Raw genomic sequence first — 23,494 nt, 5'->3', positions numbered from 1 at the left:
CCCAGCAAGCTGGGCTTCATCGTTCGACTTGCATGTGTTAAGCACGCCGCCAGCGTTCGTCCTGAGCCAGGATCAAACTCTCCGTAAAAAAATTACGACCCCCAACCCCGAAGAGAAGGAGAGTCAAGTTTGACCTCTAGCAAATAAGACATCTCTCCGACCCGAAAGCCGGAAGCTGACATCAATTTCCAAAGGAATCCCAACCCGATCCGAAGATCAAGGCCGGGGTATAAAATTGGCATTGAACATAGTGCACGCTGTTGAGTTCTCAAGAATCGGACACATCCCGCCTCCACACCAGAACGGTGCTTCACAACGAAAGTGATCGAAGTTTGCTGTACGAGGGCGTGAGCCACTCAATTTGTCTTGCTTGCCGAGACCGGTTAGGCTTGTCAGAACCGAAGTCCCGATCGCCTCCGTGGCAACTCGACTAACTTAGCACATCCGCAGGCCGTGTCAAGTCCGGCTTCTTCGTGGTGTTCGCTGCACGATCGAGGACCGCACCGCTGCACCGGGCTCGGCCGTGAGGCCTTGCAACGAAGCCGGGACCGTGTCCCGTGGAGGCTTTGCATCTTACGCTCGCGATCCCGCAGTCTTCAAGAGACGAATCTCTAACAGGCCTGGGAGCGAGGGGATGGTCCCCGCTTGAGGTGGGCCAGCTGGTCTCGACGCTCTGCGCCTGACTCCCGCTTGCCGCTCCTTTGGGGTGACGAGGAGTTACATTACGTCGGGCCTCGGCCGAGCGGCAAATCGCCTGCGTCCCGGGCGTGTCGCGATTCAGGGGCCGTGCGTCGCTGAGTGTCCGACTCGGTACCCGACACCGGCTACCGGCTACCGGCTACCGGCTACCGGCTACCGGCTACCGGCTACCGGCTACCGGCTACCGGCTACCGGCTACCGGCTACCGGACACCGGACACGGGACACCGTGTTAATGAGACCGCCGACGCCGTCATCGTCCGCGTCCGCTCGAGGAGAGCGGGCACGCGGTCAGCGGACGAAGGCCCCGGCGAAGCTCTTCTTGCCGCGACGGAGGACGGCGATCCCGTCGATCAACGGGAGCTCGCCGAGCGTGACGGTCTCGGACGGGAGGGCGGTGTTGTTCACCGAGAGCCCGCCCTGGGCGAGAGCCCGCCGCGCCTCCCCCGTGCTGGCGACGAGTCCGGTCTCGACGAACGCCTGCAGCGCCGGCGTCTCCGGGGTCGCCTCCATCGAGGGCACCGCCTCGAGCGCGCCGCGGAGGATGACCGGGTCGATCCCCTCGAGCGAGCCCTTGCCGAAGAGCGCGGCCGAGGCGTCGATCACCGAGCGCGTCGCCTCCGCTCCGTGCACCAGCGACGTGACCTCCCAGGCGAGCGCGCGCTGCGCCTCCCGGCGGAACGGCTCGTCGGCGGCGGCCTTCTCCAGGCGCTCGATCTCCGTGCGCGGCAGGAAGGTGAAGATCCGCAGGCGGTCGGCGACGTCACGGTCGTCCGTGTTGACCCAGAACTGGTAGAACGCGTACGGGCTGGTGAGCTCGGAGTCGAGCCAGACGGCGTTGCCCTCGCTCTTGCCGAACTTGGTGCCGTCGGAGTTCATCACCAGGGGTGTGCCGATCGCGTGGACCGACACGCCCTCCGTGCGGTGGATCAGGTCGGTCCCGCTCGTCAGGTTGCCCCACTGGTCGCTGCCGCCGGTCTGCAGGACGCACCCGTACTGCCGGTAGAGCTCCAGGTAGTCGAGTCCCTGCAGGATCTGGTAGCTGAACTCGGTGTAGCTGATCCCCGCGTCGGAGTTGAGGCGGGCGCTGACCGCGTCCTTCTTGAGCATCGTCCCCACGCGGAAGTGCTTCCCGATCTCCCGCAGGAAGTCGATCGCCGACAGCGGAGCGGTCCAGTCGAGGTTGTTGACCAGGCGCAGCCCGTTGTCGCCGCCCGCGGGAACGAACCGGGACACCTGCGCCTGGAGGCGCTCGACCCACGCCGTCACCGTCTCGCGCGAGTTCAGCGTCCGCTCGGCCGTCGGACGCGGATCCCCGATCAGCCCGGTCGAGCCGCCGACGAGCCCGAGCGGCCGATGCCCAGCCAGCTGGAGCCGGCGCATGACGATCAGCTGCACCAGGTTCCCGAGGTGGAGGCTGGGCGCGGTCGGGTCGAACCCGCAGTAGTAGGTGATCGGCTCCCCCGACAGCAGCTCGCGCAGCGTTCCGGCGTCGGTCGACACGTGCACCGAGCCTCGCCAGACCAGCTCGTCCCACACGGAGTCGAAGGCGGGGTCGAGCTGCGGGCTCGTCGCGGACCCGGAGAGGTGCTGGTCGATCACCCGACCAGGCTACCGTGGCGGGAAGAAGCCGGTCTCCACTAATCAAGCGCACAGGCTTGATCTCGGGCGATCAAGTGAGGATACTTGATCGGGGAGGTCCGATGTTCGTCGTCACCGCGGATCAGCGCGACAGCAGGCACGACCACGACCGCGTGGACCAGGCGATCGCGAGCCTGATCGACGACGGTCGGACGACGTTCGTCCTGCCCCCGGAGCGGACGGCGGGCGACGAGTTCCAGTGCGTGCTCGACCGGGCCGATGCCGTCGTCGCGCTCGTGCTCGAGCTGCACCGGACCGGCCACTGGAGCATCGGCCTCGGGATCGGCCCCGTCGACCGGCCACTCCCCGCGACCACGAGAGCGGCGACCGGGGAGGCGTACTTCGCGGCGCGCCGGGCGGTCGAGGCGGCGAAGGGCCGGCCGACGCGCTTCTCCCTCGATCCGGACGCACCGGGAACGGCGGCGCCGGCACCGGCGGACGTCCAGGCGCTGATCGATCCGCTCCTCCTGCTGCGCGACGCGCGCTCCGAGGCCGGCTGGCAGATCGTCGACCTGCTCGAGAGCGGCCTCTCCCAGAAGGATGCGGCCGAGCGCCTCGCCGTCAGCCCGCAGGCGGTCAGCCTCCGGGTCCGCGCGGCGAGTGCTCGAGTCGACGCTCCCGCCCGTGACGCGCTCGCGCGCCTGCTGACAGTGGTCGACCGTACGCTCGACCCCACCGACGAGAGGACACCCCGATGACGGCACCCCCCGGATCCCCCGCCCTGCTCCTCGCCTCCGCGCTGCAGTCCGCCTCGTGGACGGGCGTGGTGCTCGTGCTGCTCGCCGGACTCGCCGGTGCGGTGCTCGCCGTGCGCCTTCGCCGTCCGCAGCTCGCCTGGATCCCCCTCGTGGCGGCGGCCGCCGCCTTCCTGCTCACGGCGGTCGCCGGACCGTCCGCGCCCCCGATCCACTCCGTCCTGGTGGCGGTGCTGGCCTTCGCGCTGGCGATCGCGGGCGGCGGGCCGGTCGTGCTGCTCACCCTCCGGCTCGCGACGGCCGACTCCCGCAGCGGCAGCCACGGCGGCATCATGGTCGCCGGAACCTCCCGCCCCGCCGCCGGGAGCGCGCCCTCGGCGATCGGCCAGGCGATCGAGGTGCTGCGCGGGGGGACGACGATCGGGGTCCTCGAGCGGATCGCGACGGCCGGCGCGCTGATGAGCGGTCTCCCCGAGGGGATCGCGGTCGTGGTGGCGATCAAGGGCGTCGGCCGCTTCAGCGAGCTCGCCTCCCCGGAAGCGCGCGAGCGGTTCATCATCGGCACGCTGGCGAGCCTCGCCTGGGCGGCGGCTCTCGGCGTTCTCGCCCGGCTCTACCTCGCGGGCTGAGCTCCGGGCCGCCGCCGGGGCACTGCTCTCCGGTAGGGCGAGACGGTGGGGTCGGCCGGGATGCTGAAGCGCCACGGGAAGTCGTCCCCGCCGCCCGGGCCCGAGACTCCGGTGCGCGGGCCCGCCGCCACGGAGGACGGCCTCTCCCCCGGCAGCAGCTCGAACGCCGCCTCGAGCGGGTCGCCCGACTCGGTGAGACGGACTCCGAGGGCCTTCGCCAGCCGTGCGGGTCCGCGGGCCAGATCCCGGCTGCGAACGGGTCCGCGCCGGATCATCGCGAGATCCTCCCCCGATACGACCTCGCCGGCGCGCAGCAGCACCGCCGACGCCGCGCCCGCCGGGGAGCAGACGATGTTCACGCAGGTGTGCATCCCGTACGTGAAGTACGCGTACACGGACCCGGGCGGACCGAACATGGGAGCCGTCCGGGGTGTCGGTCCGCGGTGCGCATGCGAGCCCGGATCCTCACCGGTTCCGAGGTACGCCTCGACCTCGGTCAGCCGGACGCCGACCACGCCCTCCGGCGTGCGGTGCAGGAGGACGCGGCCGAGCAGCTCCGGTGCCACCTCGAGGGCCGAGCGCGAGAGATCGGGGAGGTCGGCGCTCAGAAGAAGCTCTGGCCCGACACGAGGGTGATCACGATCACCGCGACGATGACGACTGCGGCGACGAGCACCAGAGTCCGCTGCTGCCAGGGGCGCAGCGGCGGACGGCCGTCGTCGCCCGGCGCTCCTCGAAGAGTCACGGGCGTTCCCCTCGGAGGGATCCGCGCACGACCCGGACGCGCTCGGTCAGCCGGGCGAGCTGCTCCGCGACGCGGTCGGGAGCCGTGCCGCCGACACCGTCCCGGCTCGCCACCGATCCCTCGATGCTGAGGACCGACCGCACGTCTGGAGTGAGCAGCGGCGACACCGAGGCGAGCGCGGCGTCGTCGAGATCCTCGAGCCCCCTCCCCTGCGACTCCGCGAGCTTGACCAGCTCGCCGGTGATCTCGTGGGCGTCCCGGAAGGGCACGTGCTTCTTCACGAGCCACTCGGCCACGTCGGTCGCGAGGGAGAAGCCCTGGGGCGCGAGCTCCGCCATCCGGTCGGTGTGGAAGGTGAGGGTCGCGATCATGCCGCTGAACGCGGGCAGCAGGACCTCGAGGGTCGTCACCGAGTCGAAGACCGGCTCCTTGTCCTCCTGCAGGTCGCGGTTGTAGGCGAGCGGCAGGGCCTTGAGGGTCGCGAGCAGCCCGGTGAGGTTGCCGATCAAGCGGCCGGACTTCCCCCGGGCGAGCTCGGCGATGTCGGGGTTCTTCTTCTGCGGCATGATCGAGGACCCGGTCGAGTAGCCGTCGTCGAGCGTGACGAAGGCGAACTCCCGCGTGTTCCAGAGGATGACCTCCTCCGCGATGCGCGAGACGTCGATCCCGATCATGGCGGTGACGAAGGCGAACTCGGCGACGAGGTCGCGGCTGGCCGTCCCGTCGATCGAGTTCGGCACGCTCGACGCGAAGCCGAGATCGCGGGCGACCGCCTCGGCGTCGAGGCCGAGGGTCGAGCCGGCGAGGGCGCCCGAGCCGTAGGGCGAGACGTCCGCCCGGACGGCCCAGTCCCGCAGGCGCTCCAGATCGCGCAGCAGCGCCCAGCCATGGGCGAGCAGGTGGTGCGCGAGGAGCACGGGCTGAGCGTGCTGGAGGTGTGTGCGCCCGGGCATGATCGCCGTCGGGTGCGCCGACGCCTGCGCGGCGAGGGCGTCGATGAGCTGCACCACCAGCTCCGAGACGAGCGCCGCGTGGTCGCGGAGGTACATCCGGACGAAGGTGGCGATCTGGTCGTTGCGCGAGCGCCCCGCGCGGAGCTTGCCGCCGAGCTCGGGACCGGCTTCGAGCATCAGGCCGCGCTCGAGGGCGCCGTGCACGTCCTCGTCGGATTCGTCGGCGGTGAAGCTCCCGTCGGCGACGGCAGCCTCGAGCCGGTCGAGCGCCGCGAGCATCGCGGTGAGCTCGGCGTCGTCGAGGTAGCCCGCTCCGGCGAGCGCCCGGGCGTGGGCGCGGGAGCCGGCGAGGTCGTAGGGGGCGAGCTGCCAGTCGAAGTGGGTCGACCTCGAGAGCGCGGCGAGCTCGGGCGAGGGGCCGCCGGCGAAGCGGCCGCCCCAGAGGGCTCCGGCCTCGCCCGCGCGGGCGGAGGGTCGTTCCGTCATGGTTCTCCTCGGGTTCGGCTGTCGAGTCTACTGAGCGGCGTCGGCGGTGCCGGCGCGCTCCAGGAGCCACACGAGCAGGGCCTTCTGCGCGTGCAGGCGGTTCTCCGCCTCGTCCCAGATCACGCTCTGCGGGCCGTCGATCACGTCGGCGGTCACCTCGTAGCCGCGATCCGCGGGCAGGCAGTGCAGGAACAGCGCATCGGGAGCGGCGGCGGTCATCGTGGCCGCGTCGACCCGGTAGGTGCCGAAGGTCGCGACGCGCGCCGCCTTCTCGTCCTCCTTGCCCATCGACACCCACGTGTCCGTAATCACGATGTCGGAGCCGGCCGCGCCCTCGTCGGGGTCGGTCGTGGTGATCGCCGATCCGCCTGTGGTCGCGGCGATGCGCTGCGCATCGGCCAGGACCGCCGCGTCCGGCGAGTACGACTCCGGGGAGACGATGCGGACGTGCATGCCGGCCGTGGCCCCCGCCAGGAGGTACGAGTGCGCCATGTTGCTCGCTCCGTCGCCGAAGAACGTGAGCGTGAGTCCCGCGAGGTGACCGCGGTGCTCGCGGATGGTCAGCAGGTCGGCGAGGAGCTGGCACGGGTGGAACTCGTCCGAGAGCGCGTTGACGACCGGCACGCGCGTGCTGCGCGCCATCTCCTCCAGGCCCGACTGCGCGTAGGTGCGCCACACGATGGCGGCGACCTGGCGCTCCAGGACCCGCGCCGTGTCGGAGGCGGTCTCCTTGCCGCCGAGCTGGCTGCTCGCGGTCGAGATGATCAGGGGGCTGCCGCCGAGATCGGCGATGCCGACCGCGAAGGAGACACGGGTGCGCGTGGAGGACTTGTCGAAGATCACGGCGACGGTCTGCGGCCCGGCGAGGGGCTTCCGGGAGAAGCGGTCGCGCTTGAGCTCGAGGGCGAGGTCGAGGATCTCGGCCTGCTCGGCGGGAGTGATGTCGTCGTCGCGGAGGAAGTGGCGGGTCACGGTGCTGGTCGCTTTCGGTGGAGGTACGGGGTCAGAGGGTCTGCAGTGCGCGGCCGAAGCGCTCGGCGAACTCGGCGACGTCGGCGGCGGTCACCACGAGCGGAGGCGCGAGCCGGATGCTCGAGTCGTTCGCCGCGTTCACGATCAGGCCGGCGTCGAGGCAGGCGGCGGCGAGCTCGGCGGCGACCGGCCGGGTCAGGGCGATGCCCAGGAGGAGGCCCGCGCCGCGGACCCCTCCGATCAGGGGCGAGTCGAGAGCGGTCAGCGCGTCGACGATCTGCGCCCCGCGCTCCCGCGCGTTGCCGAGAAGGTCGGCGCGCTCGATCTCGGCGAGCACGGCTCCGGCCACGGCGGTCGCGAGCGGATTGCCGCCGAAGGTGCTGCCGTGGTGGCCCTTCTGCAGGAGGTCGGACGCCTCGCCGAAGGTCACCAGCGCTCCGACGGGGAAGCCTCCGCCGAGCCCCTTGGCCAGGGTGACGGCGTCGGGCAGGATTCCCGCCTCCTGGTAGGCGAACCAGCGTCCGGTCCGCCCGACCCCGGTCTGGATCTCGTCGACGATGAGCAGCGCGCCGTGCTCGCGGGTCAGCTCCCGCGCGCGCTCGAGGTAGCCGGCCGGCAGCGGGATGACGCCCGCCTCCCCCTGGATGGGCTCGACGATCAGCGCGGCGACGGACTCGTCGAGAGCCGCCTCGAGGGCCTCGATGCTCGCCTCGAGGTGCTCGACCCCTCCCGGCATCGGCTCGAACGGCGCGCGCATGGCCGCCTTGCCGGTCAGAGCGAGCGCGCCCATCGTCCGCCCGTGGAACGCGTTCTGCAGCGCCAGGACGCGGTGCCGGCCGCCGGCCGCGTTCAGCCGCGCCAGCTTGAAGGCCGCCTCGTTGGCCTCGGTGCCCGAGTTGGCGAAGTAGACGCGGCCCGTCTCCCCGGCCCCGGTGAGGCGGCGCAGGGTCTCGGCGAGCTCGATCTGCGGGGCGGTCGCGAAGTAGTTGGAGACGTGGGCGAGCGCACCGGCCTGGCGCGTCACGGCCTCGACGAACACGGGATGCGCATGGCCGAGCGAGTTGACGGCGATGCCGCCGAGGAAGTCGAGGTACTCCCGCCCGTCGACGTCCCAGACCCGGCAGCCCTCGCCGCGCTCGAGCACGGCGAGCGGCGGCGCGAAGGTCTGCATCATCGCGGCGGAGTAGCGGTCGCGCGCCGAGCCGGTGCGGGACGCGGTCGTGGGGGTGGACATGGTGGCCTTTCGATCGGAGCGGTCCGGCCGCGAGGGCCGACGGTGCGCGCGTCCCGGACGGGACGGGCGCTCGGAGCCGGGGCCGCTGAGGATCAGCGGCCCGACATTCGCTCCCGGTCGCGGGGGTCGAGCGAGGCGACGACCTCGGTGCCGATGCCCTCCGAGGTGAACACCTCGAGCAGGATCGAGTGCGGGATGCGGCCGTCGATGATGGCGGCCTTGGGCACTCCCCCGCGCACGGCGTCGAGGCAGGCGGTCATCTTGGGGATCATGCCCGATTCGAGCGAGGGCAGCAGAGCCGCGAGGTCGTCCGAGCGGATGTGCGAGACGAGCGACTCGCGGTCGGGCCAGTCGGAGTAGAGGCCGGCCACGTCGGTGAGGACGACGAGCTTCTCGGCGCCGAGCGCGACGGCCAGCGCGGCGGCGGCGGCGTCGGCGTTGACGTTCAGCGACTGCGTGGGGTCGTCCGAATCGGGGGCGATCGAGGACACGACCGGGATCCGGCCGGCCTCGAGCTGAGCGAGGACGGCGGCGGGGTCCACAGCGATCACGTCTCCGACGAGTCCGAGGTCGTGCTCCTCGCCGTCGAGCACGACACCGCGGCGGCGGCCGACGAAGAGGCCCGCGTCCTCACCGGAGATGCCGGCGGCGAGGGGGCCGTGCTCGTTGATCCGGCGGACGATGTCGCGGCTGATGCTGCCGGTGAGCACCATCCGCACCACCTCCATCGCCTCGGGGCTCGTGACCCGGTAGCCGCCCCGGAACTCGCTCTCGATCCCGAGCCGGTCGAGCATCCGCGAGATCTGGGGCCCGCCGCCGTGGACGACCACGGGGCGGATCCCGGCGTAGCGCAGGTAGACCATGTCCTGGGCGAAAGAGCGCTGCAGCTCCTCCGACACCATCGCGTTGCCGCCGAGCTTGATCACCATCGTGCGCCCGTGGAAGCTCTGCAGCCAGGGCAGCGACTCGATGAGCGTCGCGGCCTTCCCGGGCGCGGCGTCGCGCTCGGCGCGGCTCTCGGCCGAGAGAGTGGTGTCGTCGCTCATGGCCGCCTCAGCTCGAGTACGCGGAGTTCTCGTGCACGTAGTCGTGCGTGAGGTCGTTGGTCCAGATCGTGGCCGTCGCGTCGCCGGCGTGCAGGTCGATGTCGACGGCGACCTCCCGAGGGGCGAGGTCGACGAGGTCGCGGCTCTCGTGCGGCTCGCCCGCGAGGCAGACCTGCACCCCGTTCATCGCGACGTCGATGCCGTACGGGTCGAACTGCGCATCGGTCGTGCCCACGGCGGCGAGGACGCGGCCCCAGTTGGGATCCTTGCCGAAGATCGCGGCCTTGAACAGGTTGCTGCGGGAGACGGCGCGGGCGACGACCACGGCCTCGTCCTCGGTCGCGGCGTTCAGCACGCGGATCGCGACGTCGTGGGCGGCGCCCTCCGCGTCGGCCTGCAGCTGCAGGGTGAGGTCGCGGCAGACCGCGGTCAGGGCCGCGGTGAACTCGTCGGCGTCGGCCTCGACGCCGCTGGCGCCGCTCGCGAGCAGTGCGACGGTGTCGTTCGTCGACATGCAGCCGTCCGAGTCGAGGCGGTCGAAGGTGACGCGGGTCGCGGCACGCAGGGCGGTGTCGAGAGCGGCGGACTCGAGGGCCGCGTCAGTCGTGATCACGACCAGCATCGTCGCCAGACCCGGCGCGAGCATTCCGGCGCCCTTGGCCATGCCGCCGATGCTCCAGCCCTGCTCGGAGCGGACCACCGCCTGCTTCGGGACCGTGTCGGTGGTCATGATCGCGCGGGCGGCCGCCTCGCCCGCCTCGGGTCCCCCGGCGAGCTCGGCGGAGGCGCCGGTCACGCCGGTGGTGAGCTTCGCGAGGTCGAGCTGGTCGCCGATCAGCCCGGTGGAGCACACCAGCACGTCGCCGGCGGACACCTTGAGGCTCTCGCCCACGAGCTCCGCGGTGCGGTGGGTGACCTGGAAGCCCTGAGCACCCGTGTAGCAGTTGGCGCCGCCGGAGTTGAGGACGATCGCCGAGACGACGCCGTCGCGCATCACCTGCTCGCTCCAGAGGACGGGGTTCGCCTTGCAGCGGTTGCTCGTGAAGACCGCGGCAGCGCTCTGCAGCGGGCCGAGGTTCTGCACGAGCGCGACGTCGCGCGCTCCGGTCGACTTCAGCCCGGCGACGACTCCGGCCGCCCGGAACCCTGCTGCTGCGGTGACGCTCACGGCGCGACTCCGTTCACGCTCAGGCCGAGGGACTCCGGGAGTCCCAGGGCGATGTTGGTGGACTGGACGGCCGCACCCGCGGTGCCCTTGACCAGGTTGTCGATGGCCGAGACGACCACGACGCGGCGGGCCCGCTCGTCCACGGCGAGTCCGATCAGAGCGGTGTTCGCCCCCACCACGTCGGCCGTCCGGGGGAAGGAGCCCTCCGGGAGCAGCTGGACGAAGGTCTCGTCGCCGTAGGCGGTCTCCCACGCGGCGCGCACGTCCTGCGCCGAGACGCCGGGGGCGAGGCGCGCGGTCGAGGTCGCCAGGATGCCCCGGGACATCGGCACGAGGACCGGCGTGAACGAGATCGAGACGGGTCCGGCTCCGGCGAGCAGGAGGTTCTGCCGGATCTCGGGATTGTGACGGTGCGCTCCGCCGAGGCCGTAGGCGTGCGCGGAGCCGAGGAGCTCGCTGGCGAGGAGGTCGGTCCGCAGGCTCTTGCCCGCACCCGAGGGGCCGACGGCGAGGACCGCGACGAGGTCCGACGACTCGATCACTCCGGCGTGCAGGCCGGGGGCCAGGCCGAGCGTGATCGCCGTGACGTTGCAGCCGGGGACGGCGATGCGCCGCACTCCGGCGAGCGCCTCGCGCTGCTTGCGTCCGCCGCCGCCGATCAGCAGCTCCGGGAGCCCGTAGGGCCAGGCCCCGGCGAAGTCGCCCCCGTAGAAGTCGGCCCAGTCCTGCGGGTCGGTCAACCGGTGGTCGGCGCCGCAGTCGACGACGAGGACGTCCTCGGGGAAGGTCGCGGTGATCTCGCCCGACTTCCCGTGCGGGAGGGCGAGGAAGACGACGTCGTGCCCGGCGAGGTTCCCGGTCGTCGTGTCGACGAGGACGAGGTCGCGGAGCGAGCGGAGGTGCGGGTGCACGGCGACGAGGGGCTGACCCGCGTTGGCGTGCGCCGTCACCGTGCGCACCTCGAACTCGGGGTGGTCGGCGAGCAGTCGCAGCAGCTCGCCGCCCGCGTAGCCGCTCGCACCGGCCACCGCCACGGAGAAAGTCATGCCCGAGAGCCTAGCCGGTGCGGGTGCGGGGCCCCGCCCGGCCGAACCGGACGGGACCCCCGGCCTCACTCGCGGAGTCGGGCGCCGAAGCGCTCCGCCGCCACGGCCACGCCGTTCTCCTTCGCGGCCGTCGCCTCGGCCGCGGTGAGCGTGCGGTCCGGCGCGCGGAAGCGCAGCGCGAAGGTCAGCGACTTCGTCCCCTCGGCGAGCCCGGTGCCGCGGTAGTCGTCGACCAGGCGGATCGCCTCGAGCAGCTCGCCCGCCCCCTCGGCGACGGCGGCGCGCACGTCAGCCGCCGCGGTGCCGACCGGCACGACGAGCGAGAGGTCCTGGGTCGCGGCGGGCAGCGCGCCCACCGGGCGGGCCACGACGACCCTCCCGGCCCGCGCGAGCAGCGGCTCCAGGTCGAGCTCGACCACGGCGACGCGGCGCGGCAGGTCGAGCTCCTCGGCGAGCGCCGGGAGCAGCTCCCCCGCGTGCCCGATGACCGCGCCGTCGAGAACGACCTCGGCGGTGCGGCCCGGGTGCAGCGCGGCGTGGGCCCCCTGGCGCAGCACCAGCTCGGTGCCGGTCGCCGCGGAGACCTCGCGGACCACGTCGAGGGCGTCGCGCCAGTCGACGTCACGGCCGGCGACACCGGGCTGGCGCACGACGGCGGCACCCGTGAGCAGCGCCGCGAGGTGCCGCGGCTGCGGTGGGATGCCCGCGTTCAGCTCGGCCTCGACCTCCGCGGACGGACGCGCCCCGCCCGCAGGGAGCGCCCCGGAGCCGAACGGGCCGCCGGCGGCCGGGAGGAAGACGGAGCCGAGCTCGTAGACCGCGAGATCCGTCAGGCCGCGCGAGCGGTTGCGGGCCGCGATCTGCACGAGACCCGGCAGCAGCGAGATCCGCAGCTGGCCCGCGGTCGCGTCGAGCGGGTTCGCGAGCGTGATCTGCTCCTGCGGCTCCCCGTCGACCGAGCCGAGCCGGTCGTTGATCGAGCGCGAGAGGAACGGGTACGAGAGCACCTCGGTCAGACCCGCGGCGGCGAGCGCCTGGGCGAGGGTGCGGCGCAGCCTCTGGCCCGGGGTCAGACCGCGGCCGGGAGGCGCGACGGGCAGGATCGCCGGGATGCGGTCGTACCCGGTGATGCGGGCGACCTCCTCCGCGAGCGAGGCGCGGTCGACGAGGTCCGGGCGCCAGCTCGGCGGAGTCACCAGCAGGCCCGCTCCGCCGGCCTCGACGGAAGCGCCGATCTCGACGAGCGCGCCGCGGATCTCCGCCGGGGTGTACTCCACCCCGATGAGGCCTGCGACGTAGCCGTCCGGCAGCTCGACCGGCTCCGCCGTGCGCGGGTCGGCCAGGACCGAGCCGAGCTCATCCGCCGTGCCGCCGGCGAGCTCCACCAGCAGCTGCACCGCGCGGGCCGCGGCGACCGAGGCCACCTCGGGGTCGACGCCGCGCTCGAAGCGCCGCGACGCCTCGCTCGGCAGCTTGTGCCGGCGAGCCGTCCGAGCGATCGAGACCGGGTCGAAGTTCGCCGCCTCGAGCAGGACATCGGACGTGGCGTCCGAGATCTCGGTGCGCGCGCCCCCCATCACTCCGGCGAGGCCGATCGCCCCGCCGTCGTCGGCGATGACGAGGTCCTCCGCGTGCAGGCGCCGGCTATGGCCGTCGAGCGTCTCGAGGGTCTCCCCCGGTGCGGCGCGGCGCACCACGATGCCGCCCTGCAGGGTCGCCAGGTCGTAGCCGTGCAGCGGCTGGCCCAGCTCGAACATCACGTAGTTGGTGATGTCCACGACGAGCGAGATCGAGCGGACGCCGGCCAGTCGCAGTCGCGCGAGCATCCACGGCGGCGTCGGTCGTGAGACGTCGACGCCCCGGACGACGCGCGTGACGAACACGGAGGCGCCGACACGGCCGCGGATCGGCGCCTCGTCGGCCACGGACACGGGGAAGACGGGCGCCGTCTCCGTGCGCTCGTGCGGAGGGAGCGCCTGAGCGGGGTCGCGGAAGGCGGCTCCGGTGGCGTGGGCGTACTCGCGGGCGATGCCGCGGATCGAGAAGGCGTAGCCGCGGTCGGGCGTCACGTTGACCTCGACCGCGGCGTCGTCGAGACCGAGGAGCGCGACGGCGTCCGTGCCCGGCTCCGGGTCGAGCCCGAGCGAGGCGAGGCGGAGGATGCCGTCGTGGTCGTCCCCGAGGCCGAGCTCGCGGCTCGAGGCGATCATCCCGTCGGACACGTGCCCGTAGGTCTTCCGCGCGGAGATCGGGAACGGCCCGGGCAGGACCGCACCCGGCAGGGACACGACGACCTTGTCGCCGGCCGCGAAGTTGTGGGCTCCGCAGACGATGCCGCGGACGTCCTCTCCGCCGTCGGCGGCCCGTCCGCCCTCCGGGGCCACGCGGACGTGGCACCAGTTGATGGTCTTGCCGTTCTTCTGCGGCTCCGGAGCGAGGTCGAGCACCTCGCCGACGACGACGGGCCCGGTCACCTCGAACCGGTGGACGTCCTCCTCCTCCAGGCCGACCGACACCAGGGCCGCGTGCACGGACTCCGTCGTGACGTCCTGCTCGAGGTCGACGTACTCCCCCAGCCAGCTCAGCGGGATGCGCATCAGATCACCATCCCGTACTGCTCACTGAAGCGGACGTCGCCCTCGACCATGTCGCGCATGTCCTTCACGTCGTTGCGGAACATCAGGGTCCGCTCGATCCCCATGCCGAAGGCGAACCCGGAGTACTCCTCCGGGTCGATCCCGGCCGCGCGCAGCACGTTCGGATTGACCATGCCGCAGCCGCCCCACTCGATCCAGCGGGCACCGCCGACGAAGGTCGGGTGCCAGACGTCCAGCTCGGCGCTGGGCTCGGTGAAGGGGAAGTAGTTCGGGCGCAGGCGGATGCGCGCGTCGTCGCCGAAGAGGATCCGCGCGACGTGCTCGAGGGTGCCCCGCAGGTGCGCCATGGTCAGGCCGCGGTCGACGGCGAGACCCTCGAACTGCGTGAACACGGGCGTGTGCGTCGCGTCGAGCTCGTCGGTGCGGTACACCCGTCCGGGAGCGATCACGTAGAGCGGCAGCGGGCGCTCGAGCATCGAGCGGATCTGCACCGGCGAGGTGTGCGTGCGCAGCACCAGGTGCGAGTCGACGGGGTCGACGAAGAAGGTGTCCTGCATGGCGCGGGCCGGGTGGTCCTCGTCGAAGTTCAGGGCGTCGAAGTTGAACCACTCGTTCTCGAGCTCCGGCCCCTCCGCGATCTCCCAGCCCATCCCGACGAACACGTCGGCGATCGACTCCTGGAGCAGAGAGAGGGGGTGGCGGGCGCCGCGGCGCACGAAGCTGGCGCCGGCGGTGACGTCCACGCGCTCGGCCTCGAGCGCGGCCGCGTCCTCGGCCTCGACGAGCTCGGCCTCGCGGGCGGCGTAGGCGTCGCCCACCTGCTTGCGGGCACCGCCGACGAGCTTGCCGGACGCCGCCTTGTGCTCGGGCGGGACGGAGCGCATCCGCGCGTTGAGGCGGGCGAGGGCGGACCCCTCGCCGAGGTGGGCGGCTCGGGCGGACTTCAGAGCGGTGGAGTCGCCCGCCGCGCCGATGGCGGCGAGGGCGTCGGCGACCGCCGCGGAGACGGCCTCGTCGGTGATCGGGTTGCTGTCTGACACGATCCCCCAGTGTAGGCGAGGGCCTCCGCCCCCTCCCGCCGCCCGCGCGCGGTGCTCGTCGCGCTCGCCCGCGGCCAGGCCCCCGTCTGCGCCGACGGCTCTCGAAGCCCCGCCACCGGCGCTGCTCGACCAGCAGGGGCGGGTTCTCGCTACGCCGGGGTCGGAGGCTGCTCGACCGGCAGGAAGCTGGGCGCCGCCGGACGGGAAGACGCCCGGACCGATCGCGACTCCCCGATCACCACCGCCTCCGCGTCGACGACGCCGGAGCGGAGCACCACCGCTCGATGCGCTGAGCGATCGCCGGACCCTCGAGGCGATCGGAGGAATCGCGTGCGAGCGATTCCTCCTAGCCGGACGCAGGACGCTCTGCGGAACCCGACCCCGTCAGGAAGCCGACCGCGGTGAGGATCGCCCTCGGGCGATCCTCACAGTTCAATCCTGCACAGCGATCAGCTGCGTGTCCGTCTGCGCGCGGGCTGCGGGGTGGCCGCCGATGGTGCGGCCGCCGCGTCCGCCGCTCTTCGTGCGGATCTCGATCCACTTCGCCAGCCCCGAGAGGAGGAGGCAGATGCCGATGTAGATCGCTCCGATGACGATCGCCGCCGGGATGATCGGGCTGTCGAGGCTCGACTGGTTGCCCAGGTAGCGCGCGTAGTACAGCAGCTCGTTGTAGGTGATGATCGAGCCGAGCGCCGTGTCCTTGAGGGCGACGACGAGCTGGGCGATGATCACGGGCAGCATCGAGCGGATCGCCTGGGGGAACAGGATGAGCCGCATCACGCCGGACTTGCGCAGGCCGATCGCGTAGCCCGCCTCCTTCTGTCCTCGCGGGAGGGCTTCGATGCCGGCGCGGAAGATCTCGGAGAAGACGGAGCCGTTGTAGAGGGTCAGGGCGATGACGACGGCGAGGTAGGGGCTGAGCTTGAGGCCAGCGAACGGCAGGCCGTAGTACATCAGCATCATCAGGATCAGGACGGGGATCGCCCGGAACAGCTCGATGAAGAGCGTGACGGGGACGTTGATCCAGCGCCGGTCCGAGAGCCGGCCGATCGCCAGGAGGAGGCCGAGGACGAGGCTGGCGACGCCCGCCGTGGCGAAGGCCGCGAGCGTGCGGCCGAGGGCGCCGCCGATGCTCTGCCAGACCAGCGGGTAGCCGAACGCGCGCCACTTGGAGGCGTCGAACTGGCCGGACTCCGCGAAGCGCCAGACCACGAAGCCGAGGAACGCCGCGATCAGCAGGACGACGACGACGCCGATGACGCGGTTGCGCACGACGGCCCGGGGGCCGGGGTTGTCGAAGAGGACGGAGCTCATCGGGCGACCCTCCACTTCTTCTCGAGCTGACGTTGGACGAGCGAGAGCAGGGTGACCAGGACCACGAAGACCAGGGCCACCCAGAGGACGACGATGAGGCTGTTCTCGCCGCGCTCGTTGAGCACGCGGACGATGGTGCCCGCCTCCGCGACCGAGAAGCCGGCGGCGACGGTGGTGTTCTTCAGCAGTGCGATCAGGACGCTCATGAGCGGCGGGATCACGGAGCGGAAGGCCTGGGGCAGGACGACCTGCGTCATCGTGAGGCCGAAGTCGAGGCCGATCGCGCGGGCCGCCTCGGCCTGGCCGATCGGCACGGTGTTGATGCCCGACCGCAGCACCTCCGCGACGTAGGTCGCGGTGTAGAGGCTGAGGGCGCAGATCGCCAGGTTCGTGTAGTCCACCTGCGGCAGGTCGAGCTTGGGGTAGCCGAAGGCGAAGAAGAACATCACCAGCGTGAGCGGGGTGTTCCGGATGGTGTTCACGTACACCGTGCCGACCGCGCGGGCGATCGGGACGGGCGAGACGCGCATCGCGCCGACCACCGTGCCGATCAGCAGGGCGAACACGAGCGAGACGCTGAAGAGGATCAGGGTGTTGCCGAAGGCCGGGACGTAGACGTCGAGGTTGTTCAACAGGACATCCATGCGGCTGGCCCTTCTGTCGGAGCGGTGGTGGTGGTCGAGGAGAGGGGACCCCCGGGCGGCGGTCGGGCCGCCCGGGGCGCCTCCTAGTAGTCGTTCACCGCCGGCTGGGTGACGGTCGTGCCGGACTGGCCGAGCGTCTCGTCGTAGATGGCGCTCCAGGTCTCGCCGCCGTCGGTCAGCATGCCGTTGACGAAGTGGCGCAGGGCGTCGTCGTCCTTCGGCAGGCCGATGCCGTAGAGCTCGGTGCTGAAGGGCTCTCCGACGACCTTGAGCTCGTCGGGCTTCTGAGCGGCGTAGCCGATCAGGATCGCGCCGTCGGTGGTGACGGCGTCGACGGTGCCGTCGGAGAGGGCGTCCACGCACTGCGAGTACGTGTCGAACTCCTCGGTCTTCACCTCGGGGTAGTTGGTGCGGATGTTCTGGATCGGGGTGGAGCCGGTGGCCGAGCACACGGTGGTGTCGGCGGTGAGGTCGTCCGGTCCGGTGATCGTGTCGTTGTCGGCCGCGACGAGCAGCTGCTGGCCGGTCTCGAAGTAGGGTCCGGCGAAGCCGACCTGCTCCTTGCGCTTGTCGGTGATCGAGTAGGTGCCGACGTAGTAGTCGATGTCGCCGTTCACGATCGACGCCTCGCGGTTGGCCGACGGGATCGCCTTGAACTCGATGGCGTCGGCCGCGAAGCCGAGCGAGGCCGCGGTCCACTTGGCGATCTCGATGTCGAAGCCGGAGCGCTCGCCGGTCGCCGCGTCGAGGTAGCCCAGCCCGGGCTGATCCTCCTTGACGCCGATGACGACCTTGCCGTCCGCGGTCATCGCGTCGAAGGTCGGGCTGCCCTCGAGAGTGACGTCGGAGGCGACCTCGTACGCGGAGGTCCCTCCCTCGGAGCCTCCACCGGCGCCGCCGCCGGCGGTTCCGGCATCGCCGGAGCAGCCGGCGAGGGCGAGGGTCGCTGCCGCGAGTCCCGCGGTCATGAACATGAGCCTGGTGCGCATGATCGTCCTTCCTGGGGTTCGGCCCGCCGGAGCGGGCGATGTCGGATCGGCTCCCGGGTCACGGGTCCGACCTGCCTGGTGGCTGCTGATCGGCCTTCTAGTGCGTGATGAGCTTGGAGAGGAAGTCCTTGGCCCGGTCGGTGCGGGGCGCGGTGAAGAACGACTCAGGGTCGGTGTCCTCGAGGATCTCGCCGTCGGCCATGAACACGACGCGATCGGCGGCCTTCCGGGCGAAGCCCATCTCGTGGGTGACGACGATCATCGTCATCCCGTCCTTGGCGAGCCCGACCATCACGTCCAGGACCTCGTTGATCATCTCGGGGTCGAGCGCCGAGGTCGGCTCGTCGAACAGCATCACCTTGGGCTTCATCGCCAGCGCCCGCGCGATCGCGACGCGCTGCTGCTGCCCGCCGGAGAGCTGGGCCGGGGTCTTGGCGGCCTGGTGGCCGACGCCGACCCGGTCGAGCAGTGCCGTGGCCTGGGCCTCCGCGTCCTTGCGGGAGAGCCCGCGGACCTTGATCGGGCCGAGGGTGACGTTCTCGAGGATCGTCTTGTGCGCGAAGAGGTTGAACGACTGGAAGACCATCCCGACGTCGGCGCGGAGCGCGGCGAGGCCCTTGCCCTCCTCCGGGAGCTTCTGACCGTCGATGGTGATGGTGCCGCCCGAGATCGTCTCGAGCCGGTTGACCGTGCGGCAGAGCGTCGACTTGCCGGATCCGGAGGGACCGAGGACCACGACGACCTCGCCCCGGTGCACCGTCAGATCGATGTCCTTCAAAGCCTGGAAGTCGCCGTAGTGCTTCTGCACCCCGGAGAGGACGACGAGGGGTTCACCGGCGGGAGCGGCGGCGCGCTCGTCTTGCGGGGCTGTGACCATGCCGTCAGAGAAGCACACGGGGATGGGCCGGTCAAATCATGAGGGAATTCTTAACCGAAGGGTAACAACGCACCCTGTTCTCCAGGTTCGCGGCACCCTCGGCCCGGTTCCTCTCAGGAACGCAGCGCGAAGGCGCTCTCGTACAGGCAGACGGAGGCCGCGGTCGCGAGGTTGAGCGACTCCGCCGCCCCGTAGATGGGCACCGCGACCACGCCGTCGACGAGGGCGAGCGACTCGTCCTCGAGGCCGCGCGCCTCGTTGCCGAAGACCCAGACGGTCGGCTGGGCGAGGTCCCCGCGTGCGCGGACGTCGAGCAGGTCCTCCCCCTTCACGTCGGCCGCGACGGAGCGGAGGCCCACGCCGCGGAGCCGGCCCAGCACGTCGGCGAGGTCGGCGCCGACCGCGACCGGGAGGTGGAAGAGCGAGCCGGTCGTGGAGCGCACGACCTTGGGATTGTAAAGGTCGACCGAGCGGCCGGACAGCACGACCGCGTCGGCGCCGGCGGCGTCGGCGGCACGGATGATCGTGCCGAGGTTGCCCGGATCGCGGACCTCCTCGAGCACCGCCACGAGGCGCGGCTCGGAGGCGACGACGTCCTTGAGCGACGTGGGGAACTGACGGCAGACCGCGACGAAGCCCTGCGGAGTGACGGTGTCGGCCATCGCGTCGAGGACGTCCTCGGTCACGTACTCGATCTCCACCTCCGCCTCGGCGGCGGCGGCGACGATCTCGGGGTAGCGCTCCAGAGCGGTCGGAGTCGCGAACGACTCGACGATCAGCTCCGGGCGGTACTGCAGCGCCTCGGAGAGTGCCTGCGGGCCCTCGAGGAGGAAGAGCCCCGTCTCGAGCCGGGCCGGGCGGCGGGTGAGCTTCGCCACGGAGCGGACACGGGGAGAGCGGGGGTTGTCGAGCATGCGGCGAGCCTATCGGCGCGGTGATCGCCGCCCCCGCAGACACGGCGCGGAAGGGCCCGCGAACGACGGAGGGGGCCGCGACCTCTCGGTCGCGACCCCCTCCGGGAAGCCGTGCTGACTACGCTGCGGCCTTGGGCGCCGAGGTGTCGGCGGGCAGCGCGCTCTTCGCGGTCGCGACGAGCGAGGCGAACGTGGCCGGCTCGGTGATCGCGAGGTCCGCGAGGATGCGGCGGTCGACCTGGACGCCGGCCAGGGCGAGGCCCTGGATGAAGCGGTTGTAGGTCAGGCCGTTCGCGCGGGACGCGGCGTTGATGCGCTGGATCCAGAGACGACGGAACTCGCCCTTCTTGGCGCGGCGGTCGCGGTACGAGTAGACGAGGGAGTGGGTGACCTGCTCCTTCGCCTTGCGGTAGAGGCGCGACCGCTGGCCGCGGTAGCCCGAGGCGCGCTCGAGGATGACGCGACGCTTCTTGTGGGCGTTGACGGCCCTCTTCACTCTTGCCATTGCTGTTTCTTCCTATCGATCCGTGTCGGCTGAGTAGCGACCACGCGGCGCAGCGGGCTGCGCCGGCGGTGGGCTACAGACCGAGAAGCTTCTTGGCGACCTTGGCGTCCTGCGGGGCGAGGACCTGGTCCTGGTTGAGGCGGCGCGTGCGAACGCTGGACTTGGACTCCAGGTTGTGACGCATGCCGGCCTGCTGCTTCATGACCTTGCCGGAGCCGGTCACCTTGAAGCGCTTCTTGGCACCCGAGTGGGTCTTCATCTTGGGCATGTTCTCTCCTTGTGAACGTCACTCCGCGCTCGGCGGGGCGAAACCGGTGCCCCGCGAGCGGGGCGTCCACCGGCCCCGAGGCCGGGGCGGCGAAGTACTAGACGGACTCGGCCTCGGCCGTGTCCTCGGGGGTGTTGGCCTCGCGACGAGCGGCGCGGACCGCATTGGCCTCGGCCTTCGCCTCGGACTTGTTCTTCAGCGGGCCGATGACCATCACCATGTTGCGACCGTCGATGGTCGGGGTGGACTCGACCTGGCCGAACTCGGCGACGTCCTCCGCGAAGCGCTGGAGCAGGCGGACGCCCATCTCGGGGCGCGACTGCTCGCGACCGCGGAAGAGGATCATCGCCTTGACCTTGTCGCCGGCCTTCAGGAAGCCCTCGGCGCGCTTGCGCTTGGTCTCGTAGTCGTGCTTGTCGATCTTCAGGCGGAAACGGACCTCCTTGAGGATCGTGTTCGCCTGGTTGCGACGGGCTTCCTTGAGCTTCTGAGCCTGCTCGTATTTGAACTTCCCGTAGTCCATGATCTTGGCCACGGGCGGCTTGGAGTTGGGGGCGACCTCGACCAGGTCCAGGTCTGCGTCCTGCGCGAGTCGCAGGGCGACCTCGATCTTGACGACGCCGACCTGTTCTCCTGCGGGACCCACGAGGCGGACCTCGGGGACGCGGATACGGTCGTTGGTACGGGGATCGCTGATTGCGTTTCTCCTCTGATCTCGGTGAGTGCAGCTGCGCTGCCGGAGTCTTCTCCAGCGCACCCGAGAGAGGTGATCGTCCCGTCCACGTCGTGCCTGCAGCACGGCGCTCGCACCCTGTGACGCGGTTCCCGAGGCGGACCTCGAGAGCCGCAGCCCTGCCTCCGGTGGTCTGACGACCCTCGGGGGCGGAGTGCTTCTGACCCGGTAACCTTGTGAAGCGGTCAAGCGCGGGTGGGAGAATCTCCACTTTCGAACCGAGGACATGCCTCGGAGCCCGGACAACCATAGCAGACCGGCGGCCCGCCCGACAGTCCGGATCCGGCCGCCCCTCGATCCTCTGCTCCGGCGGCCGCGCCCCTCCACCACGGACGACGAACGAAGGACCCATGGCCCAGTACGACGACGACTACACGCGACGATTCGGCGAGGACGGCGGAGCCTCCGACGTGGAGGCCGCGCGCGACATCGCGGAGGTCCCGGCGGTGGAGATCATCACCACCGCCGCCGTGCACCTGATGAGCGCGGCCGCCGTCAAGTGCGGGCTCGCCGACGAGCCCGGAGCGCAGGTCGACCTCGACGAGGCGCGCAAGCTCATCAACGCGCTCGCGGGCCTGGTCACGGCCGGGGCGCCCGACATCAGCGACATGCACGCCCGGAGCCTGCGCGACGGCCTACGCACCCTCCAGCTCGCGTTCCGTGAGGCGTCCCCGATCGCCGACCCGATCGGCAAGGGCCCGGGCGAGAAGTGGACCGGCCCGGTCACCTGATCGGGAGTCAGCGGGCGGCGGCGAGCTGCAGCGTCATCGAGTCGACGCGCTGCGCGACGGTCTCGTCGGCCGCCCACCGCTCCCCCAATCGCGCGACGAGGGCGCCGAGCGCGTCCTGATCGAGCCCCGGGCGCAGGCTCAGGACCACCACGAGCTCGGGCCCCGCGAGGCGCTGCTCCGGGTCTCCCGCGCGCACCTCGAGCGAGGCGACCGCCCGCTCCCCCTCCGCAGCCGCGCGCAGAGCCAGGAGCACCTCCGCATCGGCAGGGGCCGGCCGCCAGTCGCCGCCCTCCGCGATCGCCCAGAGGGCCGGGCGCCGGACCGCGAACTCCCGCTCGGACGCGGGGTCGAGGACCATCACCTCGGTGCCCTCCGCGACGGCCGCCAGGGCCGCGCGGCGCCCGTCGACAGGGACGGGACGGGCGGCCGGGTCCCACCGGCGCATGCTCTCGACGCCGCTGAAGACGGGGAGCACCGTGCGGCCGTCGGGTCCGGCGACCGTGACGATCGCGAGCTCCTGCGTCTTGTCCGCCCGGAGTCCCCCGACCCCCTCGGCCTCCTCGCCGAGGCGGGCGACCAGAGGGATGAGCAGGCGGGACGTGCGGATCGCGTCGACCACGGCCTCCGGGCCGCGAGTGCCGCGGGTGAAGGACTCGAGCGCGGCGACCAGCGCCTCCGGGGCGCTCCCGTCGTCCTCCGGCGCTGCGCTCGGCTCGAAGTGCCGGCCCGCCCAGGGGGTGCCGGCCGAGTCGGTCAGATGCGCCGGGAGCGGGCGGGGCTCACTCGGATGCGACATCCAGGGCCTCCGCGAGCGTGAACGCGCCCGCGTACAGCGCCTTGCCGACGATCGCGCCCTCGAGCCCCTGGGGCACGAGGTCGCGCAGAGCGGCGATGTCGTCGAGGTTCGAGATGCCGCCCGAGGCGATCACGGGGCGGTGGGTGCGGGCCATGACCTGCTCGAGGAGCTCGAGGTTCGGGCCCTTGAGCGTGCCGTCCTTGGTGACGTCGGTGACGACGTAGCGGGTGCAGCCGGCCTCCTCCAGGCGGTCGAGGACCTGCCAGAGGTCGCCTCCCTCCTTGGTCCAGCCGCGTGCGGCGAGCGTGGTGCCCCGGACGTCGAGCCCGACGGCGATCTGGTCGCCGTACTGCGCGATGACGCTCGCGGCCCACTCGGGGTTCTCGAGCGCCGCGGTTCCGAGGTTGATGCGCTTCGCGCCGGCGCTCAGCGCGGACTCGAGGCTGCGGTCGTCGCGGATCCCGCCGGAGAGCTCGACGTTGACGCCCTTCACCTGCCGGATGACCTTCTTCATGATGCCGTGGTTGTCGCCGCGGCCGAAGGCGGCGTCGAGGTCGACGAGGTGGATCCACTCCGCGCCCTGGTCGGCCCAGTCGGCCGCGGCGTCGATCGGGTCGCCGTAGTTGGTCTCGGTCCCGGCCTCGCCCTGCGTGAGCCGCACGGCCCTGCCGCCCGCCACGTCGATCGCGGGCAGGAGGACCAGGCCCGGGGCCTTGGTGAACTCGCTCATCGTCATCCTCAGTCTCGGAGCCGGTGCCGGCCCCTGGAGGCGC

Annotated in this window: 24 protein-coding genes and 1 rRNA gene; 3 read left to right on the top strand and 22 right to left on the bottom strand. The window is 71.7% G+C overall.

Going from position 1 to position 23,494, the window contains the following annotated elements; genetic code table 11:
- Window positions 1-88, bottom strand: a 16S ribosomal RNA gene (locus C5C53_RS06430); the annotation flags it as partial.
- A 901-nt stretch (window positions 89-989) separates the two neighbouring features.
- Window positions 990-2,300, bottom strand: a complete 1,311-nt coding sequence (gene tyrS, locus C5C53_RS06425; RefSeq protein WP_104267111.1) for a tyrosine--tRNA ligase — start codon at window positions 2,298-2,300, stop codon at window positions 990-992.
- Window positions 2,301-2,401: 101 nt separating this feature from the next.
- Between tyrS and C5C53_RS06420 the strand changes: the two genes are divergently transcribed.
- Window positions 2,402-3,037 carry a DNA-binding protein gene (locus C5C53_RS06420; RefSeq protein ID WP_104267110.1) on the top strand — a complete coding sequence of 212 codons (636 nt, stop codon included), beginning with the start codon at window positions 2,402-2,404 and terminating at the stop codon, window positions 3,035-3,037.
- Window positions 3,034-3,663 carry a hypothetical protein gene (locus C5C53_RS06415; RefSeq protein WP_258075381.1) on the top strand — a complete coding sequence of 210 codons (630 nt, stop codon included), beginning with the start codon at window positions 3,034-3,036 and terminating at the stop codon, window positions 3,661-3,663. Before C5C53_RS06420 ends, C5C53_RS06415 begins: the two co-directional genes overlap by 4 nt.
- On the opposite strand, the gene C5C53_RS06410 is transcribed toward C5C53_RS06415, so the two are convergent.
- The 18 genes from C5C53_RS06410 to infC all read right to left on the bottom strand — a co-directional run bounded on the left by C5C53_RS06410 (window position 3,648) and on the right by infC (window position 21,107).
- Window positions 3,648-4,271 (bottom strand): DNA-3-methyladenine glycosylase, encoded by a 624-nt coding sequence (locus C5C53_RS06410; protein ID WP_104267109.1) that lies wholly within the window; start codon window positions 4,269-4,271, stop codon window positions 3,648-3,650. The two genes, C5C53_RS06415 and C5C53_RS06410, sit on opposite strands and share 16 nt — an antisense overlap.
- Entirely contained in the window at window positions 4,268-4,408 is a 141-nt protein-coding gene (locus tag C5C53_RS17060) for a hypothetical protein (RefSeq protein ID WP_160034127.1), read from the bottom strand. The genes C5C53_RS06410 and C5C53_RS17060 overlap by 4 nt, the downstream gene beginning before the upstream one ends.
- Complete coding sequence (gene argH, locus C5C53_RS06405; protein WP_104267108.1) at window positions 4,405-5,847, bottom strand: argininosuccinate lyase; 1,443 nt, start codon at window positions 5,845-5,847, stop codon at window positions 4,405-4,407. The genes C5C53_RS17060 and argH overlap by 4 nt, the downstream gene beginning before the upstream one ends.
- A gap of 27 nt (window positions 5,848-5,874) precedes the next feature.
- Window positions 5,875-6,819, bottom strand: a complete 945-nt coding sequence (argF, locus tag C5C53_RS06400) for an ornithine carbamoyltransferase (protein ID WP_104267107.1) — start codon at window positions 6,817-6,819, stop codon at window positions 5,875-5,877.
- 31 nt (window positions 6,820-6,850) lie between these two features.
- Complete coding sequence (locus C5C53_RS06395; RefSeq protein ID WP_104267106.1) at window positions 6,851-8,053, bottom strand: acetylornithine transaminase; 1,203 nt, start codon at window positions 8,051-8,053, stop codon at window positions 6,851-6,853.
- A 92-nt stretch (window positions 8,054-8,145) separates the two neighbouring features.
- Window positions 8,146-9,099, bottom strand: coding sequence for an acetylglutamate kinase (argB, locus tag C5C53_RS06390; protein ID WP_104267105.1), 954 nt, complete (start codon window positions 9,097-9,099; stop codon window positions 8,146-8,148).
- Window positions 9,100-9,106: 7 nt separating this feature from the next.
- Window positions 9,107-10,267, bottom strand: a complete 1,161-nt coding sequence (gene argJ, locus C5C53_RS06385; RefSeq protein WP_104267104.1) for a bifunctional glutamate N-acetyltransferase/amino-acid acetyltransferase ArgJ — start codon at window positions 10,265-10,267, stop codon at window positions 9,107-9,109.
- Window positions 10,264-11,313: an N-acetyl-gamma-glutamyl-phosphate reductase gene (gene argC, locus C5C53_RS06380; RefSeq protein ID WP_104267103.1), complete on the bottom strand. Its 1,050-nt coding sequence runs from the start codon at window positions 11,311-11,313 to the stop codon at window positions 10,264-10,266. Before argC ends, argJ begins: the two co-directional genes overlap by 4 nt.
- Window positions 11,314-11,378: 65 nt before the next feature.
- A complete protein-coding gene (gene pheT, locus C5C53_RS06375) occupies window positions 11,379-13,910 on the bottom strand; it encodes a phenylalanine--tRNA ligase subunit beta (protein ID WP_104267102.1) in 2,532 nt (843 codons plus the stop codon).
- On the bottom strand, window positions 13,910-14,950 hold the full coding sequence (pheS, locus tag C5C53_RS06370; RefSeq protein ID WP_104267101.1) for a phenylalanine--tRNA ligase subunit alpha: 1,041 nt from the start codon (window positions 14,948-14,950) through the stop codon (window positions 13,910-13,912). Before pheS ends, pheT begins: the two co-directional genes overlap by 1 nt.
- Window positions 14,951-15,382: 432 nt before the next feature.
- Window positions 15,383-16,264: an amino acid ABC transporter permease gene (locus C5C53_RS06365; RefSeq protein WP_104224492.1), complete on the bottom strand. Its 882-nt coding sequence runs from the start codon at window positions 16,262-16,264 to the stop codon at window positions 15,383-15,385.
- Window positions 16,261-16,908 carry an amino acid ABC transporter permease gene (locus C5C53_RS06360; RefSeq protein WP_104224491.1) on the bottom strand — a complete coding sequence of 216 codons (648 nt, stop codon included), beginning with the start codon at window positions 16,906-16,908 and terminating at the stop codon, window positions 16,261-16,263. Before C5C53_RS06360 ends, C5C53_RS06365 begins: the two co-directional genes overlap by 4 nt.
- Before the next feature lie 83 nt (window positions 16,909-16,991).
- A complete protein-coding gene (locus C5C53_RS06355; protein WP_104267100.1) occupies window positions 16,992-17,897 on the bottom strand; it encodes a glutamate ABC transporter substrate-binding protein in 906 nt (301 codons plus the stop codon).
- Between the two features lie 97 nt (window positions 17,898-17,994).
- On the bottom strand, window positions 17,995-18,774 hold the full coding sequence (locus C5C53_RS06350; RefSeq protein WP_104224489.1) for an amino acid ABC transporter ATP-binding protein: 780 nt from the start codon (window positions 18,772-18,774) through the stop codon (window positions 17,995-17,997).
- 113 nt (window positions 18,775-18,887) lie between these two features.
- Window positions 18,888-19,688 (bottom strand): RNA methyltransferase, encoded by an 801-nt coding sequence (locus tag C5C53_RS06345; RefSeq protein WP_104267099.1) that lies wholly within the window; start codon window positions 19,686-19,688, stop codon window positions 18,888-18,890.
- 118 nt (window positions 19,689-19,806) lie between these two features.
- Window positions 19,807-20,193 carry a 50S ribosomal protein L20 gene (gene rplT / locus C5C53_RS06340; protein WP_104224487.1) on the bottom strand — a complete coding sequence of 129 codons (387 nt, stop codon included), beginning with the start codon at window positions 20,191-20,193 and terminating at the stop codon, window positions 19,807-19,809.
- Window positions 20,194-20,266: 73 nt separating this feature from the next.
- Window positions 20,267-20,461, bottom strand: coding sequence for a 50S ribosomal protein L35 (gene rpmI / locus C5C53_RS06335; protein WP_055793295.1), 195 nt, complete (start codon window positions 20,459-20,461; stop codon window positions 20,267-20,269).
- 97 nt (window positions 20,462-20,558) lie between these two features.
- Window positions 20,559-21,107, bottom strand: coding sequence for a translation initiation factor IF-3 (gene infC / locus C5C53_RS06330; protein ID WP_374952931.1), 549 nt, complete (start codon window positions 21,105-21,107; stop codon window positions 20,559-20,561).
- A gap of 437 nt (window positions 21,108-21,544) precedes the next feature.
- Between infC and C5C53_RS06325 the strand changes: the two genes are divergently transcribed.
- Window positions 21,545-21,925: a DUF1844 domain-containing protein gene (locus C5C53_RS06325; RefSeq protein WP_104313470.1), complete on the top strand. Its 381-nt coding sequence runs from the start codon at window positions 21,545-21,547 to the stop codon at window positions 21,923-21,925.
- Window positions 21,926-21,932: 7 nt separating this feature from the next.
- Here C5C53_RS06325 and C5C53_RS06320 read toward each other — a convergent pair whose 3' ends face one another.
- Complete coding sequence (locus C5C53_RS06320) at window positions 21,933-22,721, bottom strand: SseB family protein (RefSeq protein WP_104267098.1); 789 nt, start codon at window positions 22,719-22,721, stop codon at window positions 21,933-21,935.
- Window positions 22,705-23,451 carry a bifunctional 1-(5-phosphoribosyl)-5-((5-phosphoribosylamino)methylideneamino)imidazole-4-carboxamide isomerase/phosphoribosylanthranilate isomerase PriA gene (priA, locus tag C5C53_RS06315; RefSeq protein ID WP_104267118.1) on the bottom strand — a complete coding sequence of 249 codons (747 nt, stop codon included), beginning with the start codon at window positions 23,449-23,451 and terminating at the stop codon, window positions 22,705-22,707. The genes C5C53_RS06320 and priA overlap by 17 nt, the downstream gene beginning before the upstream one ends.
- Window positions 23,452-23,494: the final 43 nt, after the last annotated feature.

The organism is Rathayibacter sp. AY1E3 (assembly GCF_002932235.1).
In the GTDB taxonomy this organism is placed as follows: domain Bacteria; phylum Actinomycetota; class Actinomycetes; order Actinomycetales; family Microbacteriaceae; genus Rathayibacter.
This window is presented reverse-complemented; position numbering and strand designations above follow the sequence as displayed.

Bases quoted from the DNA above. Each gene is read 5' to 3' on its own strand.
- C5C53_RS06345 (WP_104267099.1), bottom strand. From the start codon at position 19,688: ATGCTCGACAACCCCCGCTCTCCCCGTGTCCGCTCCGTGGCGAAGCTC.
- argB (WP_104267105.1), bottom strand. From the start codon at position 9,099: ATGAGCGACGACACCACTCTCTCGGCCGAGAGCCGCGCCGAGCGCGAC.
- C5C53_RS06420 (WP_104267110.1), top strand. From the start codon at position 2,402: ATGTTCGTCGTCACCGCGGATCAGCGCGACAGCAGGCACGACCACGAC.
- pheT (WP_104267102.1), bottom strand. From the start codon at position 13,910: ATGCGCATCCCGCTGAGCTGGCTGGGGGAGTACGTCGACCTCGAGCAG.
- argH (WP_104267108.1), bottom strand. From the start codon at position 5,847: ATGACGGAACGACCCTCCGCCCGCGCGGGCGAGGCCGGAGCCCTCTGG.
- priA (WP_104267118.1), bottom strand. From the start codon at position 23,451: ATGAGCGAGTTCACCAAGGCCCCGGGCCTGGTCCTCCTGCCCGCGATC.
- argC (WP_104267103.1), bottom strand. From the start codon at position 11,313: ATGACTTTCTCCGTGGCGGTGGCCGGTGCGAGCGGCTACGCGGGCGGC.
- C5C53_RS06360 (WP_104224491.1), bottom strand. From the start codon at position 16,908: ATGGATGTCCTGTTGAACAACCTCGACGTCTACGTCCCGGCCTTCGGC.
- C5C53_RS06350 (WP_104224489.1), bottom strand. From the start codon at position 18,774: ATGGTCACAGCCCCGCAAGACGAGCGCGCCGCCGCTCCCGCCGGTGAA.
- C5C53_RS06415 (WP_258075381.1), top strand. From the start codon at position 3,034: ATGACGGCACCCCCCGGATCCCCCGCCCTGCTCCTCGCCTCCGCGCTG.
- C5C53_RS06395 (WP_104267106.1), bottom strand. From the start codon at position 8,053: ATGTCCACCCCCACGACCGCGTCCCGCACCGGCTCGGCGCGCGACCGC.
- C5C53_RS06355 (WP_104267100.1), bottom strand. From the start codon at position 17,897: ATGCGCACCAGGCTCATGTTCATGACCGCGGGACTCGCGGCAGCGACC.
- C5C53_RS06365 (WP_104224492.1), bottom strand. From the start codon at position 16,264: ATGAGCTCCGTCCTCTTCGACAACCCCGGCCCCCGGGCCGTCGTGCGC.
- C5C53_RS06320 (WP_104267098.1), bottom strand. From the start codon at position 22,721: ATGTCGCATCCGAGTGAGCCCCGCCCGCTCCCGGCGCATCTGACCGAC.
- C5C53_RS06325 (WP_104313470.1), top strand. From the start codon at position 21,545: ATGGCCCAGTACGACGACGACTACACGCGACGATTCGGCGAGGACGGC.
- rpmI (WP_055793295.1), bottom strand. From the start codon at position 20,461: ATGCCCAAGATGAAGACCCACTCGGGTGCCAAGAAGCGCTTCAAGGTG.
- rplT (WP_104224487.1), bottom strand. From the start codon at position 20,193: ATGGCAAGAGTGAAGAGGGCCGTCAACGCCCACAAGAAGCGTCGCGTC.